Below are 18291 nucleotides of genomic sequence, written 5' to 3' on the forward strand. Positions count from 1 at the left end.
TACGCGGCGCGCCGATACGCCTCAAGCCTGTTCGCATGGCCAGGCTGGCATTGCCGACCGGCCCGGCCGTTTTGCTGTTGACCCTTCCAAAGCAGCCTCTTATTAATATTGCGAATCACTCGCATTAGCAAGTGAGGATCCGTAGGGGAATTTCAGTGAGCCGCATATCGTTTCTGGCGACCGCCGCCTTGGCAGGGGTCGCAATCGGCCATTCTCCCGTGCGCGCCGCGGAGGCGGCGATGGACGCCGTCGACGCCCGGCCGGTGATCACCGTAACCGCGACCCGGCTGCCGCAGCTCACCAGCGAGGTGCCGGTGACGGTCACGGTGATTGACGAGGAGGAGATCGCCGATCTGCTCGCCACCGATATCCGTGATATCCTGCGCTTCGAGCCCGGCGTGACCGTCCGCCGCGCGCCGGCGCGGTTCGGCGGCGTGCTCGGATCGACGGGGCGGGATGGAAACGCCGATATCAATATTCGCGGCATCGGCGGCAATCGCGTGCTGATCCAGGTCGACGGCATCCGGGCACCGAACGGTTTCACCTTCGGCGCCCAGGCGGCCGGGCGCGGCGACTATGTCGATATCGGGCTCGTCAAATCGCTGGAAGTCCTGCGCGGACCCGGTTCCGCGCTGTACGGATCGGACGGCCTGGCCGGGGTCGTCAGTTTCCAGACCTCGGATCCCGAGGATCTGCTGGACGAGCAGCGCGCCATCACCGGCTCGCTGCGCGCCACCTATGATTCGGCGAGCGAGGAATTTTCCGAGACCGCGATCCTGGCGGGGCGCACCGGCGACTGGTCGGCGATGATCGCCTATAGCCGGCGCGACGGCGAGGAACTCGACAATGAGGGCGATGTCGGCGGCACCGGCGAGACCCGCACGCGTCCCAATCCGCAGGACACACGCTCCGATGCACTGCTCGGCAAGATTGTCTACGCGCCGCATCCCGATCATCGCATCCGGCTGACCGGCGAGTGGCTCGACAGCCGCGTTTCGGGCGACATATTGAGCGCGCGCGTCACCTCGCCCTTCACCGGCGCGACGACCGACCAGCTGCTCTCGCGCGACACGATCGAGCGGATGCGGTTCAGCCTCGACTGGCGCTATCAGCCGGGTCCGGATCACGACGGGATAATCGATTCCGTTTGGATAGCGTTCTACTGGCAGGATGCCGACAACCGGCAGTTCGCCGACGAGGACAGAAGCGGCCCGACCGACCCGCCCGACCGCTTCCGAACCAATACGTTCGATAACCGGGTGTATGGCGCCCATGCGGAAGCCAGTGCCGGTTTCAGCACGGGCGGCATCGAGCACGACATCGTGTTCGGCGGCGACATCTCCTTCACCAACCAGACTGGCCTGCGCGACGGCGACGTGCCGCCGGTCGGCGAGACTTTCCCGAGCGCGGCCTTTCCCGAGACCGACTTCATGCTCGGCGGCGTGTTCATCGGTAACCGGATGACGATCGGGCCGGTCTCGCTCTTTCCGGCATTGCGTTTCGATTTCTACGATCTCGATCCGAAGGACGATCCGCTGCTGCCGGCTTTCGATCCGGCCGGGCAGGACGGTTCGCGGGTAACGCCCAGGATTGGTGCGGTCGTCGATATGGGATCGGGTTTCAGCGTTTACGCAAATTACGCGCAAGGATTCCGCGCGCCCGAGCCGAGCCAGGTCAACCAGTTCTTCGAGAATTTCATCTTCGGCTACACCTCGCTCCCCAATCCCGATCTCGAGCCCGAGACCAGCGAGACCTGGGAAGGCGGCGTCCGCTATGTCGGCGATATCTTCACCGCCTCGCTGACCGGCTTTATCGGCCGCTACGACGATTTTATCAGCCAAGAGGTCGTTTCGGGCAGTTTCCGTCCGGGCGATCCCGGCGTCTTCCAGTTCGTCAATCTCGAAAGCGTCGATATCGAAGGGCTGGAAGGCCGGGCCTCGTTCGATTTTCCCGGCGGTTTCGATGTCGATGCGAGCTTCGCCTGGGCGACCGGAGACGTCATCCAGCCGGATGGTTCAAAAGCGCCGCTCTCAACGATCAACCCGCTCGAAATCGTGCTCGGCGCGGGCTGGCGCGATCCCGATAACCGGTTCGGCGGCCAGGCGATCATGACCTTCGCCGCGCGCAAGGATCTGGAAGATGCCCAAGGCGTCTGCACCGCTGAGTGTTTCCGGCCCGGCAGTTTCACCGTGTTCGACGTCACCGGCTTCTGGCGGATCAACGACGCCTTCACCTTGCGCGCAGGCCTCTTCAATATTTTCGACACCCGATATGCCTGGTGGGCCGATGTGCGCGGGCTGACCGTCGACGCCCCCGATCTCGACGCCTTCACCCAGCCGGGCCGCAATGTCCGCGTCTCGCTGACCGCCCGTTTTTGACCATGAGGGGAATGACCATGACCAGACCACGCCTTGTTCGCGCCATGCTCGGCGCCGCGCTTTTCACCGCCCTGCCGATTGCGCCCGTCGCGGCTACCGATCCGCTGCCCGAACGCAGCGCCGCCGAGGAAGCGGCCAGCTTCCAGGCCGATCGCGCGGCCATTCTCTCGATGGCGGGCGACTATCGCGTGCGGTTCGATATGCGCGAGACGACGAGCTGGCGGGACGATTACACGCCGCTCGAACCCAAACTGTCCGGCGGCTTCGAAAGCGTCCGCGTGATCGAGGACACGGGGCGTTTCATCAGCCTCCAGCATCTGCTGGTGGTCGGCGATGCCGACAACCCGATGGTCGTCAAGCACTGGCGGCAGGACTGGACCTACGAGCCCGAAACCTATCTCGCCTATGCCGGCGAGGGACGCTGGAACCTCGAACCCGTTCCCGAGGATCGCCGACGCGGCGGCTGGTCGCAGACCGTCTGGCAGGTCGACGATTCCCCGCGCTATGGCGCCTATGGCCGCTGGACCGAAGAAGGCGGCGTGCGGCGCTGGCGGTCGAGCTGGACCTGGCGGCCGCTGGCCCGCCGCGATGCGGTGCGCGATCCGCGCTACGACCGCTACCTCGCGATCAACCGCCACTCGCCGATGCCCGGCGGCTGGGTCCACTGGCAGGACAATATGAAGATGGGCCCGGTCGATGGCGAAGTTGCGCCGTTCGTCCAGGAATCGGTGCTCAACACCTATGCGGTCACCGAGGATTACGACCCGGCGCCGGCCGACGCCTATTGGGAGCAGACTCAAAGCTATTGGGCGGCCGTGCGCCAGGCCTGGGACGCGGCGATCCGGGCGGATAACGGCATCACGCTGACCGAAGAGCCCAATATGGGCAATACCATCGCCGCGACGCTCTACAGCCTCGGCGAAGCGATCGCTGCTGGCGAGCGCGACCAGGCCTCGGCCATCGCCGAAGCGCGCGAGGCGATCCTGAGCGGCAGCGGCGGATAGGGCGCCAACACCGCATTGCGCCGCTTCCTTGCAACCGGCGGCGCAGGGCCGGCTCCCCCTTCCCAGCTCCCCCAAAGAGCGTGCCCGGGAAAGGCCGGCCACTGGGCGCTTCGCGGATTATGGTCCCGCGGAGCGCCCTTTTCTTTCTCTGGTACGATCTGCCGCGCGCGATCTGGCCAAACCGTCCAAACTCTGCCAGCTTTTCCCGATGTGGAGAACGGTGCTGTTCTATGCCCTTGCGCTCGCCGGCGCGGCCGCGCTGCTGGAATGGATCGAATATCAGTATCTGATGCGCAGCTTTTCGCGCGAACTCACGATCGTTCTGATCGCTGTCGGCTTTGCTGCGCTGGGCTTGTGGGCAGGCCATCGGCTGACGGCCAAGGCTCCGCGCATTGACGGCGAGATCAACGACGCCGCGATTGCCTCGCTCGGTTTGACGCCCCGCGAATGCGAGGTGCTGGAGCAGCTCGCGGCCGGACAGTCGAACAAGGAAATCGCCCGCAGTCTCGGCATCTCGCCCAATACGGTCAAAACCCATATCGCGCGGCTATACGAGAAGCTCGAGGTGCAGCGCCGGACCCAGGCGATCGACAAGGCGCGTCGCCTCGCGCTCATCCGATGAAAATCGGTCGTGCAGACGGGCTATTTCGCGAAAATCACCCTTTCGGGCGATAGGATGAGTAGCCGTCGCGGCCTATCCCGAAGCCGTCAGATAACGGGGAGAGAGACATCATGACCAGAATCGCGGTCATCTATGGCGCGCTGTCAGGCATCGTCGTGTGCGGGATCATTACGATCGGGATGGCGACCCGCGACGAAATCGATTTTTCGGGATCGGTCTGGTTCGGCTATCTGATCATGCTGATCGGGCTGTCGCTCGTTTTTATGGGCATCAAACGCTATCGCGATGTCGAGCGGGGCGGTGTGATAGGCTTCGGCCGTGCATTGCTACTCGGGCTGGCGATCTCGGCGGTTGCCGGCATTGCCTATGTCGTTACCTGGGAAATCTATCTGGCGAGCAGCAACTATGCCTTTATAGACGACTATATCGCTTCGATGATCCTCGCCAAACAGGAAGCCGGAATGGCCGGCGCAGAACTCGAACGTGAAATCGCCGCGTTGGAAGAGATGCGGGAAAGCTATGCCAACCCGTTCTTTCGCCTGCCGATGACTTTCCTCGAGATTTTCCCGGTTGGGCTCATCGTGTCGCTGATATCGGCGGCAATCCTGCGCAAATCAGAGGTTCTACCGGCGCAGGGCTAAGGCTCAGGGCGCAGTGGGCATCGACGCCCGCTGTGCCTCGACCATGCGCGCGACGCTCTCCAATAGCGCCGGCGCGTCGTAGACGATCCCGTCCTTGATCGTCCAGCGCACGCCGCCGACCCGCTCGAGTTGATTGCTCTCGCGGTCGAGGCGCAGATGCCCGGTGCCGTACAGCACCTTCAGATTCTCCAGCGGGTTTTCGGGCACGATCACGAGATCGGCGAGCATGCCGGGGCGGACGATGCCGAAGGGCGGTTCCTCGCCGCGCGGCGCGTAAATCTCCCGCGCGCCGTTGATCGTCGCCGCCTGGATCACTTCGAGCGGCGCAAAGCCCGCTTCCTGCAGCATCTCCAGTTCGCCGATATAGGCGAAGCCCCATGTCTGATAGATATAGCCGGGGTCCGATCCGACGCTGACCCGCCCGCCCCGGTTCTTGTACTCGTTGGTGAGCTGCATCCAGGGCCGGTAGAAATGGCGCCAGGCGACCTCATCCCCGGTCGACCAGTCATGATAGTAGGAGCCGTGATTGGTGAGGCTCGGCTGGAAGAAATTCCACAATGACGGCAGCGTATAGCGCTCGTGCCATTCCAGGGTGCGCGCCCGCATCACGTCGCGCGATGCGACATAGATGTTGAAGGTCGGGCTGAGCGTCACGTCATTTTCGAGCAGCAATTCCAGATATTCGTCCCATTCCTCGCTGCCCGGCTCGACGATCTGTTCGGCCAGCCGCGCGACCTCGGAGAAGCGCGATTGCTCGTCGAGATAATTGTAATCGGTCGGGTAGCGGACGACCGCGCCGTTCGCGAGCAGCGACTCGAAATGCCCGTAGAAATGGGTGATCCCGGCCAGGCCCAGTTCGACGGCGCGCGCCGCCGTCACCTCGGCGACGCCCCTTTGCCCGAGATGCGCGACCGTGCCGAGATCGTGGCCGTCCGCCTCGTCGAGCGCGGCTTCGAGGATCGCCGGCGGCACCTGGTTGAAGAATTTGACGCCGTCATAGCCCCGGTTCGCGGCCCAGCGGACCCAGGCGCGCGCCTGGGCCGGGCTGTCGACCGCGCCACCAGACCATTCGTCGCCGAACACCGCATAGGCGAAGATGCGCGGCGCCGTGATGCTGTTCGCCGCGCTGCGCGCCCGGTCGCTGATCGCCATATTGTCGGGGCCCGAATAGATCGGCACGCCGCGCACCGTCGTCACGCCATGGGCGAGCCACAGCCGGTAACCATAGCTGGCGTTCGGCGCCTTGGACGGGTCGCCATTATGGCCGTGCACATCGACGAAACCCGGCAGCACGTACATGCCCTCGGCCTCGATGGCATGGTCGACGGATTGGGGCGATCGCGCCCGCGCGTCGCCGCGATAGATGGCCTCGATCCGGTTGCTCGCGACGAGGATATCCACCGGGCCTTCGGGCGGCGCTCCGCTGCCGTCGATGAGGGTGGCGCCGCGGATCAGCATCCGGCCGAACGGCCCCACGCCCTCGCCGGGCGCGCGATCGGGCACCCGTTCCATGCGCGGCGCGTCCTGCGCCTGGCCGCCTGCGGGTATCGCGATCGCCGCCAATGCCAGCGCCGCGATACCGCACAATGATGTGATCAACCGTTTCATGATGCGCCCCTTAAAACCTGTCCGAAAGCCTTAACGCGACCCGGCCCCGCTTTCAAAGACCGGTTTCCGGGCCTCGATGCAGCCCTGCACCGGCCCTGCGGCATAGTTGCAACAGTTGTTCCTGAACAATCGCCGCCACCGATATTCACCAGTTGTTCAATGCCCCGCATCTATGCAAGCCAGCATGTCAATGGGTGTCCGTCTTGCTTTCGCGCTTGGAGTCGCGGCGATGATCGCTGCGCCCGCGCCGTCGCTCGCGCAGCAGCGCAGCGAGCAGGACATGGTCTTTCAGAACCGCCAGGAAGGTCGCGCCATGCCGTTGCGCGTGATCGAACGGCGCGTCGTCACGCAGATGCGCGGCTATGACTATCTGGGCAACCCTATTTATTTTGAGCGCAGTAACACCTATCGCATGACGTTCATGCGGGACGGCCAGGTCATTCGCGTCGAAGTGGATGCCGGGTCGGGCCGGATACGGAACCGAAGCGACAGGTAAAACCCTATGCGTGTACTCATTGTCGAAGACGAACCGACACTCGGGCGGCAGCTTCGCGCGACGCTCGAAGGCGCCGGCTATGCCGTCGATCTCGCCACCGATGGCGAGGACGGGCATTTCCTCGGATCGACCGAAAGCTATGACGTGATCGTGCTCGATCTCGGCCTGCCCGAGATCGACGGGCTCACGGTGCTCGATCGCTGGCGCAAGGAGGATATCACGATCCCCGTCCTGGTGCTGACGGCGCGCGACAGCTGGTCGGACAAGGTGGCCGGCCTCGATGCCGGGGCCGACGATTATCTGGCGAAGCCGTTCCAGACCGAGGAGCTGATCGCGCGGCTCAGGGCGCTGATCCGGCGCGCGTCGGGTAACGCCTCGAGCGAGCTCGTCGCGGGCGATGTCCGTCTCGACACCCGCTCGGGCAAGGTCACGCTCGATGGCGAACCCGTGAAGCTGACCGCGCAGGAATACAAGCTGCTCAGCTACCTCATGCACCACAAGGGCAAGGTGGTCAGCCGGACCGAACTGATCGAGCATATTTACGACCAGGATTTCGATCGGGATTCGAACACGATCGAGGTCTTCGTGACGCGCATCCGCAAGAAGCTCGGCGCGGAGGTCATCACGACGATCCGGGGTCTGGGGTACAGCCTCGAGGATCCGAGCGAGCGGCGGACGGAATAGGTCTGTTTGTCAGAATTTCCCTCGCGGAAAATCGCCGCACCGGCCCGCTCCCCCACCCGGCCTCCCAACAGGGTACACTCAATGGGAGGCCGGGTGGGGGAGCGGGCCGGTGCGGCGCTCGACCGACAGGTCGAGTCTGACAAATCAGCGCCGGTGCGGCGATTTCCTGCTAAGGAAATTCTGACACACTCAAATCGCCAATCCCGCGGCGCATGGGAGGACTGAAACGCCTTTGGACCAGCCGACCAAAAAATTGAAAGACGCGGCCGCGAGCATCGATGCCGCGCGCAAGGGCGGGTCGCTCACCCGGCGCATGATCGGCATCGCCTCGATCTGGATCGTCGTGCTGCTCGCGATCGGCGGCCTCGCGCTCGACCGGGTGCTGACCCAGGCCTTCACCCGCAATTTCGATGCGCGGCTCGAATATGTGCTCTCCGCGATGATCGTTTCGGCCGAGCTCGACCAGGACGGCGAGATCCGGTTCATCCGTCAGCCGGCCGACCAGCGTTTCCTCGAACCCTATTCGGGCTTTTACTGGCAGGTGTCGGGCGGCGGCCGCGAGCCGTTCCGCTCGCGCTCGCTCTGGGATCGGGCCCTGCCCGTCGGCGCCGCGCACGAAGACACCGAAATCCACAGCTATAACGAAGAGGATTGGGCCGAAGGGCCGCTGCGCATCCTGGAGCGCGACGCGGTTCTGCCGGAAGCCGATACGCCGTTTCGCTTCCAGGTCGCCTCGTCGCGCGCCGTACTCGACGAGCAGATCGCCGAACTGCGCCGCACGCTGGTCCGTTCCTTCGCGCTGCTCGGCCTCGGCCTGATCGCGCTCGCCGCGCTCCAGGCGACCTTCGGCCTCTGGCCGCTCCGCCGCGTGCGCGAGGCGATCACCGATGTTCGCACCGGCCGCCGCTCGCGCGTCGACGAAACGCTGCCGCGCGAGATCGAGCCCTTGGTCGCCGAGCTCAACAACCTGCTCGATCATAATGAGCGTCAGGCCGAGGAAGCGCGCCGCCATGCGGGCAATCTCGCCCATGCGCTCAAGACCCCGCTGACCGTGATCCAGACCGAGGCGGAGACGGGCGATCCCGACCTTCCGGCGACCGTACTGCGCGAAGCCCGGGTCATGCGCCGCCAGGTCGATCATCATCTCGCACGCGCTCGCGCGGTCGGGCGCCGCGGTGCCGGCCAGTCGCGCAGCCCGGTCTGGCAGGCGCTCCAGTCGGTCGAGCGCGCCGTTCGCCATCTGCACGAGGCGGTGACCGTGGATATCGCCGGGGCCAGGGACGCCATGGTGGCCGTCGAGCGCCAGGATCTCGACGAGATGCTCGGCAATCTGATCGAAAATGCGGCCAAATATGGCGGCGGGCGCGTTTTCGTGACCGTCGAGAAGCGCGAACGCCAGGCGGAGTCGGTGCCGGACTTTGTCGATATCCTGATCGAGGATGACGGGCCCGGCATTCCCGAGGCGGAGCGCGCGGCGATCTTCGGGCGCGGCGCGCGGCTCGACACTAACAAGCCGGGCACCGGCCTCGGTCTCGCGATCGTCCAGGACGTCGCCGAGATCTACGGCGGCGCGGCGGCGCTCGAGGAGAGCGAAGATCTGGGCGGATTGCTGGTGCGACTGAGCTTGCCGGCAGCGGAGAGCGCTGCACCCGGCGTCAGTTGATCGGGCGCGCGATCGGATCGACGAGGGGCATCGGCCGGCTGCTCAGGCCGATGGGCAATACCGCGGCGATGGCGGGCTCCGGAGCCGCGCCGCGCTTCACAGCATCCGCTGCCTGAGGGCGGGGTCGGCGATGCCGCAGGCGGTGCGGCGGCCGAAGATGCGGTAGCGGTGGCGCGCAACGAGGTTGTAGAGCGCATCGCGGAGCGGTCGCGGGACGATCGCGAGCGCCGCGCCCGCCTTCCAGGGCCAGCCCAGCCGTTTCGCGATCTCGACGATGGCGGTCGAGCGCTGGTGGATCGTGCCGTCGGCGACGAGCAGATAGGTTTCGAACCGGTCGGTGGGCAGCCCGAGATGGCGGTACAGGCCCTGGCCGATCTCGCCTTGCGCCGGGGTCAGGCGGAATCTCTCGGCCCGGTCCAGTTTCAGGATCAGCCGCATCGATCGCGAGCAGAGCACGCAATCGCCGTCGAACACGATGAGCGGCCGGCTGTCGTCGAAATCGGGAACCGCGGGATCGGCGCGCCAGCGATGGGTGTCGTCCTGCGCCATAAGCCCTGACCCTAGAGCGGCGAGGGCGCGTCGAAATCCTCGTTGCGGATCGCGCGGTGGTGGGAAACCACCTCGTCGATGATGATACGCAGGAAGCGTTCGAGGAAATCGGGGCTGAGGCCGGTTTCGGCCGCGAGCGTCTGGAGCCGCTCGACCTGGCGGCGTTCGCGGCCGGGATCGACGGGCGGGACTGCATTCTCCGCCTTCCAGCGACCGACCTCGGCCGTGATCTGGAACCGCTTGGCGAGCAACGCGACCATCTGGCCGTCGATTGCGTCGATCTGGTCGCGCCAATGCGCAAGGGGGTCGTCGGTCATGCTCGGCTCCTGCTCGTCCCGCCTTGTCGCGGCAAGCGCGCGCCGATGCAAGCGGTCTGGAAGGGCGATGGCGCATGCCGCTTGAAATGTTGGATATTTCCAAAGAGACAAGATCACCCATATGGTTATCGCAGGGAGTTCCGACATGATCGACGATCGCACATTGCAACGCAGGCTTATGGGCGACGGGGCGTATCGCGGGCCCGTTGACGGCATCTACGGCGACGCCTCGCGCCGCGCGGCGCGGCGGGCGCTGATCGACCGCGGCCATGATATCGCGGCATGGATCGATCCGCGCTGCCGGATCGCGCTCGAACAGACGATCATGGCCGAGATCGGTATCGAGACGGGACCGGTCGACGGGCTGGCCGGACCGCAAACCCGGATCGCGCTCGAACAATGGCAGGACAAGCAGCGGGCGATGGAGTTGCGTTTGGCCGAAATTGCGCATCAGCCCGCTGTCTTTCCGCGCCAGCGCGATGTGCGCCGCTTCTATGGCAAACCGGGCACGCATCAGACCATGCTCGATCTGCCGTTCCGATGCGGCTCGCCTGGGACACCGATACAATCATCCGCCGTTTCTCGATCCACGAGAAAGCCCATGACAGCGCGGCGCGGGCGATGGCGCGCATTCGGGATCATTATGGCGAGACCGCGCTGCGCACGCTCGGACTCGATCTGTTCGGCGGCTGCCTCAACGTGCGCCGAATGCGCGGCGGCCGGGCGATGTCGATGCACAGCTGGGGCATCGCGATCGATTTCGATCCCGCGCACAATGCGCTGCGCTGGGGCCGCGATCGGGCGCGGATGGCCCGCCCGGCCTATGCGCGTTTCCTCGACATCTGGGAGGAGGAGGGCTGGATCTGCCTCGGCCGCGAACGCAATTTCGACTGGATGCACGTCCAGGCGGCGCGGCTGTAGCATCCGGTCCGGGCGTCCCCCTTGCCCGTATCGCCCAGCCGTGTAGCAAGAGGCCATGACTTTCGAGACCGAAACCAAGCCCGGCATTCCCGCCGCCACCCTCGTCCTGGTCCGGGACCGGCCGCAGCGGCGGCCCGAGCTGCTGATGGTCGAGCGGGCGGCGAAGATGCGCTTTGCCGGCGGCGCGATGGTGTTTCCGGGCGGCCGGATCGATCCCGGCGATCATGCGCTGGCGGAAAATGACAGCGTGGTCCGCGGCGCGCCCGGGGATCCGCTGCAAACCGCGGCGCGCATAGCGGCGATTCGCGAGACGCTGGAGGAAACCGGGGTCGCGGTCGCCTTCGATCCGCTCCCCGATCATGGCGCGACCGTGCAATTGCGCGAGGCGCTGCACGAGGAAGCCGATTTCGGCGCGATGCTCGCGAGCGGCGGCTGGCAGCTCGATCTTCGCCTGTTGACGCCCTGGGCGCGCTGGAAACCCAATTTCAAGCAGGAACGGAGCTTCGATACCTGGTTCTTCGTCGCCAAGGCGCCGGACCTCGCCAGGGACGAAGCCGATGGCGGCGAAAGCGTGTCGAGCCGCTGGGCCAGCGCACGGCGCGTGATCGACGAGGCCGAGGCGGGCAAATGCTCGATCATCTTCCCGACCCATCGCAATCTCGAACGGCTGGCGATCTTCGAAAGCTACGAGGAAACCCGCATTCATGCCGAAGCGCATGAGGTGAAGCTGATCACGCCGTGGGTCGAGGAGCGGAACGGCGAGAAATATCTGCGGATTCCCGACGATGCCGGCTATCCGGTCACCGCGCAGCGGCTGACCGAGATGGTCCGCGGCTAGGCTCTTCCGGCTTCAGCCGCCGTTCAGCGATCCGCGTCGACATACCGGCCCGGACAGCCCCCTTCGGAGACACAAAGATGCGATCGATATTCCTGCCGGCCCTGTTGGCCCTCGCGGCGGGGGCCCCGGTGGCGGCCCAGACCGAAACGGGCGCCGAAACGCCCCGCGGCACCTATCTGGTCTATGCGGATACCGAGGGATCGGCCTTCGCCTCCTATGAGCCCGCGCTCGCCGAAACCGGTGTCTGGCCGCTGAGCTTCTTCTATTTTCAGGACGGCGCCATGGCGGGGACGGCACGGATCGCCGCCAATGCCGATTGCGCGCAGGGCGTCGTGCGCGGCCGCCTGACCCATGCGACGGGCGCCGACGGGACGCTGATGGAACTGCCGCAAGGCGCCGAGACACCGCTGTTCGCGTTCGACCGGGCCGGAGGGGGCGGCGACGAAGCCATCGTCGCGTTCGTCTGCGGCACCGGCCAGGACCGGCTGGTCCAGGCGGAAACGCCGATCCATGCGAGCCCCGAAGCGACGGCCCGCGCCTATGCCGGGCTGCTTGCGCTGGGCGTCGAATCGCGGCTGGCGCAGAGCCTTGCGATTCGCGACCGCCGGACCGCGGATCCGCTGATCGGCACGGCGGTGCCGGACGACCTGCGCGCCGCGGTCCGTGCGCTGCTGGACGGGGCGAACTAGAGTTCGATTCTAAGTCGGGCGGATCAAATCCGGCGCGACCGCGCCGCCCGGATAGGCGGCGAGCAGGGTGCCCGAATAGTCGAGATCGGCCGCATCGTCCGCGAGCCAGACGCCGCCGGGTTCGAGCGGCGCGTCGTCGATCGTGCCCGATCCGTCCAGCGGTATGAGCCAGAGCGGTCCCGGTTCCGGCTGGCCGAGCCTCGCCGTCCGGTCGCCGGTCCAGCGTTCGAGCACGAATGCGCGTCCCGCGGCGAGGATCGCGCGCCCCGGCGCGATCTCGCCCGGCGCGTCGGGCGGCTGCCACGGCGCGCGGGTCGCGACCGCCACCGCATCGTCGAGATGAAGATCGCGCGGCCGGCCATAATCGTAGAGCCGATAGGTGAGATCGATATTCTGCTGGACCTCGAGAAGCGTGACGCCGGCGCCGATCGCATGGATCGTCCCGGCGGGCAGATAGAAGAGATCGCCGGGCGTCACCGGCGTCCAGGCTAGCTTCCGTTCGATCGATCCGTCGATCGCGGCCGCGCGCAACGCTTCGGTCTCCATCGGCTCGACGAGCCCGATGCCGATCTCGGCATCCGGCTCTGCTTCGAGGATCAGCCAGCATTCCTCCTTGCCGCGCGCATGGCCCCCGGCGCGCGCCTGCGCATCGTCGGGATGGACCTGGACCGAGAGTTTTTCGCTCGTGAACAGATATTTGACGAGCAGGTCCGGCGCCGCCCGGTCCGGCGTCTCGAACCAGATTTCGCCGACCGGGTTACCATCGGCCGGCACGTCGGCAAAACCGAATCCGAGCTGGTAGCGGCCCCAGACTTTTTCGACGGACCTCGTGGTCAGGCGGACAGCGGACATGACGGCGGGCCTTCTAGCGCATACATCGCACGGCTTATGAACGAAAAAACCGCGAAAGGCATCCATGATGAGGACGAAAATCTGGGCCCGGCGCCTGTTCGTGCTGGTGCTGCTCGCCGGCGCCGGATTGTGGGCCGCCGACTATATCCGCCATCATCCGGAGGACATGCCGTGGACCGCGCTCGATCTCCGGGATCCGGTGGGCGTCTTTACCGGGCAGAAGCTGGCGGCGCTGACCGGGGACGGGGCGCTCTGCCGCACGCTGCTGGAGGATGCGGATATCGCCTATCGGGCGCTCCCGGCCCGCGAGGCCGGCGATCGGTGCGGCTATCGTGACGGGGTGTCGTTGATCGTCGGACGCGGCATCGCCCACCGGCCGGGCGAAGCGGCGCTGAGCTGCCCGGTCGCCGCGGCGCTGGCGGTATGGGAGCGCGAGGGCATCCAGCCGGCAGCGATGCGCCACTTCGGTCAGCCCGTCGTGGCGATCGACCATCTCGGGACCTTCGCCTGCCGCCGCGTCAACGGCAGCGAAACCGGCCGCTGGTCCGAACATGCGACGGCCGATGCGATCGATATCGCCGCCTTCGAACTGGCCGACGGTTCGCGCATCTCGATCGTCGAGGACTGGGCCGGACCGGAGCCGGAACGTGCGTTTCTGGTCGAAATCCGCGACCGCGCCTGCGGGCTGTTCGCCACCGTGCTGTCGCCCGATTACAACCGCGCGCACGCCGATCATTTCCATCTGGACCAGGCCGCGCGCGGGCGGCTCGGCCGATCGCTCTGCCGCTAGCGGCGTGGCCCTAGCTGCCGACCGGTCCTTCCTCGACCACGGTCATCTCGCCGCCGCTGTGGCGGAAGGCGTTATATTCGAGGACGTTGTTGAGCCGGTCGTCGCTGCGCTCCAGCGCCTCTTCGCGGTTCTCGCCGAACCCGAAACCGATCAGCCGGCGGACGCGGCCATTATATTCGACGCCGCCGGCAACCACGACATAATGGCCGCTGCCGCTATAGGTCTGGCAGACGACGCGACCCGGATCTTCGTTGCGCGCCCGCAGCTCGGCTTCGGCCGCTTCGCGCAATGCCGAATTCTCGACCTCGCCGGCGGCGGCATGTGCCACCGCATAATCGTCGAAACTGACGATCCCGTCACGGTCTTCATTGGCCGCGATGCACCCCGCGATCGAACCCGCCGTTGCGGGCGCCGCTGCGCACAGAACCAGCGCCGGAACGCCGAATTTGACGATGGATTTCATGGCTTTCACTCCCAATGCTGCCCAAGGCTTGAATGGCAGCATAGCGGAAAATCGACGATGCCGGAAGCGCAGAAACGCGCGTCGGCGATGGCCTAGTGCGGCAGCGCGTTTTCCGGCACCTTCTCCACCCAGTCGGGATAGAAGGCGGGCGCGCGGTTCGACCATCCCGGCGCGGTCGCGGCGGCTTCGCTGATCGATTGCAGCAATGTCCGCCGGCGTTCGGGATGGATGTGCGGGAGCGCGGCCGCGGCGCAGAAGGAGCCCGGCAGCCAGGGCCGGATATAGGGGCCGAGCAGCCTTTCGTAGAGGAAACGATAGGCCGAAAAGCTCGGCAGCCGGTCCTGGCCCAGATCGAAGGCCGACACGGTGACCAGCGGTCCCATAAAGGGTTCGACACTGTCGAGCCCGCTATCGTCGGGAATAGTCTCGCGGATATCTTCGAGCCGCCGGTAGACGCTGCGCTGCGCCTTGATGCTGGCGGCTTCCACCATGTCGCGCGACCAGCGGCGGATCGCGTCGCGCCGCTCCAGCCCGACATCGAGCGACCGGCGGACATAGCGTTGGGTTCCGGCTTCGAAAGACGCAAATTCCTTCATCTCGGCAAGCGCCAGGGCGCCGGGCTGGGGAGATTTGGCCTTTGTCATCGAACCCTCCGGTTCGTTGTTGATCCGTCAGGCCATTATGGCACGCAAGAGGTTGACGAAGCGTTAACCATAAGGCGCTGTATCCCGTGTTGAATCAGCATTGTTGCAGCGTATCAACCGCGCGGCGCAATTTTATGTGGATTGACGCAACAATGTTGCAAGAAAACATCGGCCGGATCGCCGTATCGCTAGGGCGCGGCCCGGCTCGGTCCGAGCAGCACTATCCGGATGTCGCCGTCGGCGGAAAAGCTGGCGATCAGCAGATAGATGGTCAGAAACAGCCCGCCGCCGGAAAAGGCGAGCAGCGCGAGCGCGAAGCCCGTGGTGCTGAACGCGTGCCGCCAGGCGACCCAGACGGCCGACAGTATCAGGAAGCTCAGAAAATCGACATTGAACTGCCCGGGCCAGCCCAAAGCGGCGATATCGCCGAAAAAGGCGGGGAACAGGTTCATTCCGTGCTCGCCCACGACGATCGCCGTATACAGGACGATGCCGAGACAGAGCAGAACCAGCAATGTGCGGAACGCGGCCATGATTATTCTCCGACGGGTCCGTGGTCCGTCGGCGTTAGGCGGGCAGGTGCCGCGTTTCAATTACCCCGGAGGTAAGGGCGTCCGGAACGACGCTCAGTCGTCCTTCTTTTCCTCGTAACCGGATGAGGGAACCGGCTGGTCGTGGCCGGGCTGCGTGTTGGCGGGCGGATCGGATGCGGGAAAGGTCTCCTTCAGCCCTTCCTCCAGTTCTTCCTCCTCGCGGGCCTTATCGGATTTGTCCGCATCGGCGCCTTTATCATCCGGATCGGGCGGCGCGACGGACATTTTCCGCATCGCCTCTTCGTCGACAATCTGGTCCCTGTCGGCAGTCATCGCAGGTCTCCTTTCTCCAATCACCAACCGCACAGGGCGCGCATCGTTCCCTCGCGAACGAAACTTGCGTTTCGACGAACGGATCGACCAAGCGCTAAGGCTGTTCGACTGGGAGCGGGCGGCGCCGAGACGGATCGCGATCCAGCCGCTACAAGGCCCCCATGAATGTGAAGAGTTATGAATCGACGCGCAGCACATTGATCGGACATCGGCTCGGCCTCGTGTCGATCATCGGCCTTTGGGGGTTCTATTTCGCCGTCGTCACCATCCGCGCTGCGGTCATGGGCTATCCGGGCCAGTCCCAGATGCTGCTCTACCGCACCATCGTGATAGCGGTCGCGATCGGCCTCACCTTCCTGCTCTACCTGTTCCTCGAACGCTTCGCGGATCGGCCGCTGCGCTGGCGCATCCCCATCGCCTTCGCCGCGGCGCTGCCCGTGGCGGCGATCATCGCGGGCTTCAACCTCTACCTGTTCGAAGTCTGGGACCCGCTCGGCATCTTCCGCACGGAGGAATGGGCCGAAGAGCGCGAGATGATCGAGGAATTCATGGCGCGCGATCCGCTGGCCATGTGGCGCGGCCTCGCCGAAGCCGTGATGGCGCGTTACTTCGTTACGATCGCCTGGGCCTTGCTCTACATGGCGCTGGGCTATGCGCAGATCGTCCGCCAGGCCGAACGCCGCGCCGCGATCTTCGCGCAGGAAGCGCAGACCGCGCAGCTTCGCGCACTGCGCTACCAGGTCAATCCGCATTTCCTGTTCAATACGCTGAACGTCCTTTCCTCGCTCGTCATGCGCGACCGGCGCGACGAGGCAGAGAAGATGATCCTCAACCTTTCCACCTTCTACCGGACCAGCCTGACCTCCGAACCGGCCGACGATGTCGCGCTGGAGGAGGAGATCCGGCTGCAGCGCCTCTATCTCGATATCGAGGCGGTCCGCTTCCCCGAACGGCTGCTCGTCGACATTTCGATCCCCAAATCGCTGAACGGCTGCTGCGTGCCCGCGCTGATCCTCCAGCCGGTCGTGGAGAACGCGATCAAATATGGCGTGTCGCGGGTGCGGCGTCCGGTCACCGTGTCGATCCACGCGCGCGAGGAGAACGGCAAGCTGATCATCACCGTCACCGACGATGGCGATCCCCTGCCCGACGATGCGCCGCACGGCACCGGAGTCGGCCTCAACAATGTCCATGAGCGGCTCGACGCGCGCTATGGCGAGGAGAGCAGCGTCATCTGGGGGCCGCGTCCCGAGGGCGGCTTCGCCGTCACCATCGAATTGCCGATAAACCGGGAAACCTGTTAAACCCGCCCGCGGGGAGACTTCCAGACCATGACCGACCCGAAACCGCTCCGCACCCTGCTCGTCGACGACGAGCCGCTCGCGATCGAACGCATGCAGATCCTGTGCGCCCGCACCGAGGGTATCGACCTGATCGGCACGGCGCAGGACGGGGAATCGGCGCTCCGGATGGTCGAGGCGCTGCAACCCGAGCTGCTGCTGCTCGATATCGCGATGCCGGGCATGGACGGGATGGAGGTCGCCCGCGCGCTCGAACATGTCGATCTCGCGCCGGCGATCATCTTTGTCACCGCGTTCGACAAGTTCGCGGTCGAGGCGTTCGATGTAGCGGCGGTCGACTATCTGCTGAAGCCGGTGGCGCCCGAGCGACTCGAAAAGGCGCTGGCCCGGGTCACCGAACAGTTACGCGAAACCGGGGACAGCGAGGCCGAACCCTCGCCCTGGACCGAGGAGTTCTGGGTCCCGCACCGCTCCGAGGTCATACGGCTCGCGGCCGACGATATCGACCGGATCGAGGCCGAACGCGATTATATGCGGCTCCATATCGGCGAGCGCAGCTATCTGCTCCACCAGACGATCAGCCATCTCGAGGAACGGCTCGATCCGGCGCGCTTCATGCGCGTCCACCGCTCCTCGATCCTCAACCGCGACCGGATAGCCAAGCTCCGCCATGACGGGTCGGGCGGCTGGTATGCGGAGATGGAAGACGGCGCCGAAGTCCGGATCGGCCGCACCTATCTGAAGAAGGTCAAGCAGATCGCCGGGAAATAGGGGCGGGAGTTGTTCGTCAGAATTTTCCTTGCGGAAAATCGCGGCACCGGGAGTTGATTGTCAGGGTCGACCTTCCGGTCGACCGCGGCACCGGCCCGCACCCCCTCCCGACCTCCCAATCAGGATACACTCGTGGGAGGTCGGGAGGGGGTGCGGGCCGGTACCGCGCCTGAGCTTTAGCGAAGGTCTGACAA

Annotated in this window: 21 protein-coding genes; 13 read left to right on the forward strand and 8 right to left on the reverse strand. The window is 65.6% G+C overall.

The features are described from left to right. Window positions 1–155: 155 nt before the first annotated feature. The 4 genes from HFP57_RS13210 (at window position 156) to HFP57_RS13225 (ending at window position 4645) form a co-directional block, all read left to right on the forward strand. Window positions 156–2378, forward strand: coding sequence for a TonB-dependent hemoglobin/transferrin/lactoferrin family receptor (locus tag HFP57_RS13210; protein WP_176870226.1), 2223 nt, complete (start codon window positions 156–158; stop codon window positions 2376–2378). A 17-nt stretch (window positions 2379–2395) separates the two neighbouring features. Beyond that, on the forward strand, window positions 2396–3382 hold the full coding sequence (locus HFP57_RS13215; protein ID WP_176870227.1) for a DUF6607 family protein: 987 nt from the start codon (window positions 2396–2398) through the stop codon (window positions 3380–3382). Between the two features lie 28 nt (window positions 3383–3410). After that, window positions 3411–4004: a helix-turn-helix transcriptional regulator gene (locus tag HFP57_RS18175; protein WP_281363097.1), complete on the forward strand. Its 594-nt coding sequence runs from the start codon at window positions 3411–3413 to the stop codon at window positions 4002–4004. A gap of 110 nt (window positions 4005–4114) precedes the next feature. Beyond that, entirely contained in the window at window positions 4115–4645 is a 531-nt protein-coding gene (locus HFP57_RS13225; protein ID WP_176870228.1) for a DUF4199 domain-containing protein, read from the forward strand. A 3-nt stretch (window positions 4646–4648) separates the two neighbouring features. On the opposite strand, the gene HFP57_RS13230 is transcribed toward HFP57_RS13225, so the two are convergent. Next, window positions 4649–6253, reverse strand: coding sequence for an amidohydrolase family protein (locus HFP57_RS13230; RefSeq protein ID WP_176870229.1), 1605 nt, complete (start codon window positions 6251–6253; stop codon window positions 4649–4651). Window positions 6254–6482: 229 nt separating this feature from the next. Between HFP57_RS13230 and HFP57_RS13235 the strand changes: the two genes are divergently transcribed. The 3 genes from HFP57_RS13235 (at window position 6483) to HFP57_RS13245 (ending at window position 9096) form a co-directional block, all read left to right on the forward strand. Continuing rightward, the gene (locus HFP57_RS13235; protein ID WP_246263162.1) at window positions 6483–6749 is read left to right on the forward strand and encodes a hypothetical protein; all 267 of its coding nucleotides are present in this window, start codon (window positions 6483–6485) and stop codon (window positions 6747–6749) included. Window positions 6750–6755: 6 nt separating this feature from the next. Further along, window positions 6756–7433, forward strand: a complete 678-nt coding sequence (locus HFP57_RS13240) for a response regulator (RefSeq protein ID WP_176870230.1) — start codon at window positions 6756–6758, stop codon at window positions 7431–7433. A 313-nt stretch (window positions 7434–7746) separates the two neighbouring features. Then, the gene (locus HFP57_RS13245) at window positions 7747–9096 is read left to right on the forward strand and encodes an ATP-binding protein (RefSeq protein ID WP_176871314.1); all 1350 of its coding nucleotides are present in this window, start codon (window positions 7747–7749) and stop codon (window positions 9094–9096) included. Window positions 9097–9192: 96 nt separating this feature from the next. Here HFP57_RS13245 and HFP57_RS13250 read toward each other — a convergent pair whose 3' ends face one another. Beyond that, entirely contained in the window at window positions 9193–9645 is a 453-nt protein-coding gene (locus tag HFP57_RS13250; RefSeq protein ID WP_176870231.1) for a thiol-disulfide oxidoreductase DCC family protein, read from the reverse strand. Window positions 9646–9656: 11 nt separating this feature from the next. Further along, window positions 9657–9962 (reverse strand): chorismate mutase, encoded by a 306-nt coding sequence (locus HFP57_RS13255; RefSeq protein WP_176870232.1) that lies wholly within the window; start codon window positions 9960–9962, stop codon window positions 9657–9659. A gap of 540 nt (window positions 9963–10502) precedes the next feature. Between HFP57_RS13255 and HFP57_RS13260 the strand changes: the two genes are divergently transcribed. The 3 genes from HFP57_RS13260 (at window position 10503) to HFP57_RS13270 (ending at window position 12410) form a co-directional block, all read left to right on the forward strand. Next, window positions 10503–10883: a M15 family metallopeptidase gene (locus HFP57_RS13260; protein ID WP_176870233.1), complete on the forward strand. Its 381-nt coding sequence runs from the start codon at window positions 10503–10505 to the stop codon at window positions 10881–10883. Window positions 10884–10938: 55 nt separating this feature from the next. Further along, window positions 10939–11721, forward strand: a complete 783-nt coding sequence (locus tag HFP57_RS13265; protein WP_176870234.1) for an NUDIX hydrolase — start codon at window positions 10939–10941, stop codon at window positions 11719–11721. A 77-nt stretch (window positions 11722–11798) separates the two neighbouring features. Next, complete coding sequence (locus tag HFP57_RS13270; RefSeq protein ID WP_176870235.1) at window positions 11799–12410, forward strand: hypothetical protein; 612 nt, start codon at window positions 11799–11801, stop codon at window positions 12408–12410. 9 nt (window positions 12411–12419) lie between these two features. On the opposite strand, the gene HFP57_RS13275 is transcribed toward HFP57_RS13270, so the two are convergent. Then, window positions 12420–13262 carry a class I mannose-6-phosphate isomerase gene (locus HFP57_RS13275; RefSeq protein ID WP_176870236.1) on the reverse strand — a complete coding sequence of 281 codons (843 nt, stop codon included), beginning with the start codon at window positions 13260–13262 and terminating at the stop codon, window positions 12420–12422. 64 nt (window positions 13263–13326) lie between these two features. On the opposite strand from HFP57_RS13275, the gene HFP57_RS13280 reads away from it, so the two are divergent. Next, window positions 13327–14052, forward strand: a complete 726-nt coding sequence (locus HFP57_RS13280) for an extensin-like domain-containing protein (RefSeq protein ID WP_176870237.1) — start codon at window positions 13327–13329, stop codon at window positions 14050–14052. Between the two features lie 10 nt (window positions 14053–14062). Here HFP57_RS13280 and HFP57_RS13285 read toward each other — a convergent pair whose 3' ends face one another. From HFP57_RS13285 to HFP57_RS13300, 4 genes are all read right to left on the reverse strand, one after another. Then, window positions 14063–14515: a hypothetical protein gene (locus tag HFP57_RS13285; protein ID WP_176870238.1), complete on the reverse strand. Its 453-nt coding sequence runs from the start codon at window positions 14513–14515 to the stop codon at window positions 14063–14065. 92 nt (window positions 14516–14607) lie between these two features. After that, the gene (locus HFP57_RS13290; RefSeq protein ID WP_176870239.1) at window positions 14608–15159 is read right to left on the reverse strand and encodes a hypothetical protein; all 552 of its coding nucleotides are present in this window, start codon (window positions 15157–15159) and stop codon (window positions 14608–14610) included. Window positions 15160–15347: 188 nt separating this feature from the next. Continuing rightward, window positions 15348–15692, reverse strand: a complete 345-nt coding sequence (locus HFP57_RS13295; protein WP_176870240.1) for a hypothetical protein — start codon at window positions 15690–15692, stop codon at window positions 15348–15350. 93 nt (window positions 15693–15785) lie between these two features. Further along, window positions 15786–16025, reverse strand: coding sequence for a hypothetical protein (locus HFP57_RS13300; protein WP_218135020.1), 240 nt, complete (start codon window positions 16023–16025; stop codon window positions 15786–15788). A gap of 161 nt (window positions 16026–16186) precedes the next feature. Between HFP57_RS13300 and HFP57_RS13305 the strand changes: the two genes are divergently transcribed. Together HFP57_RS13305 and HFP57_RS13310 are read left to right on the forward strand one after the other, a co-directional pair. After that, window positions 16187–17329, forward strand: a complete 1143-nt coding sequence (locus HFP57_RS13305; protein ID WP_176870241.1) for a sensor histidine kinase — start codon at window positions 16187–16189, stop codon at window positions 17327–17329. Window positions 17330–17356: 27 nt separating this feature from the next. Next, a complete protein-coding gene (locus HFP57_RS13310) occupies window positions 17357–18097 on the forward strand; it encodes a LytR/AlgR family response regulator transcription factor (RefSeq protein WP_176870242.1) in 741 nt (246 codons plus the stop codon). The last annotated feature ends 194 nt before the right edge of the window (window positions 18098–18291 follow it).

The sequence above is a fragment of the Parasphingopyxis algicola genome (assembly GCF_013378075.1).
GTDB lineage: Bacteria > Pseudomonadota > Alphaproteobacteria > Sphingomonadales > Sphingomonadaceae > Parasphingopyxis > Parasphingopyxis algicola.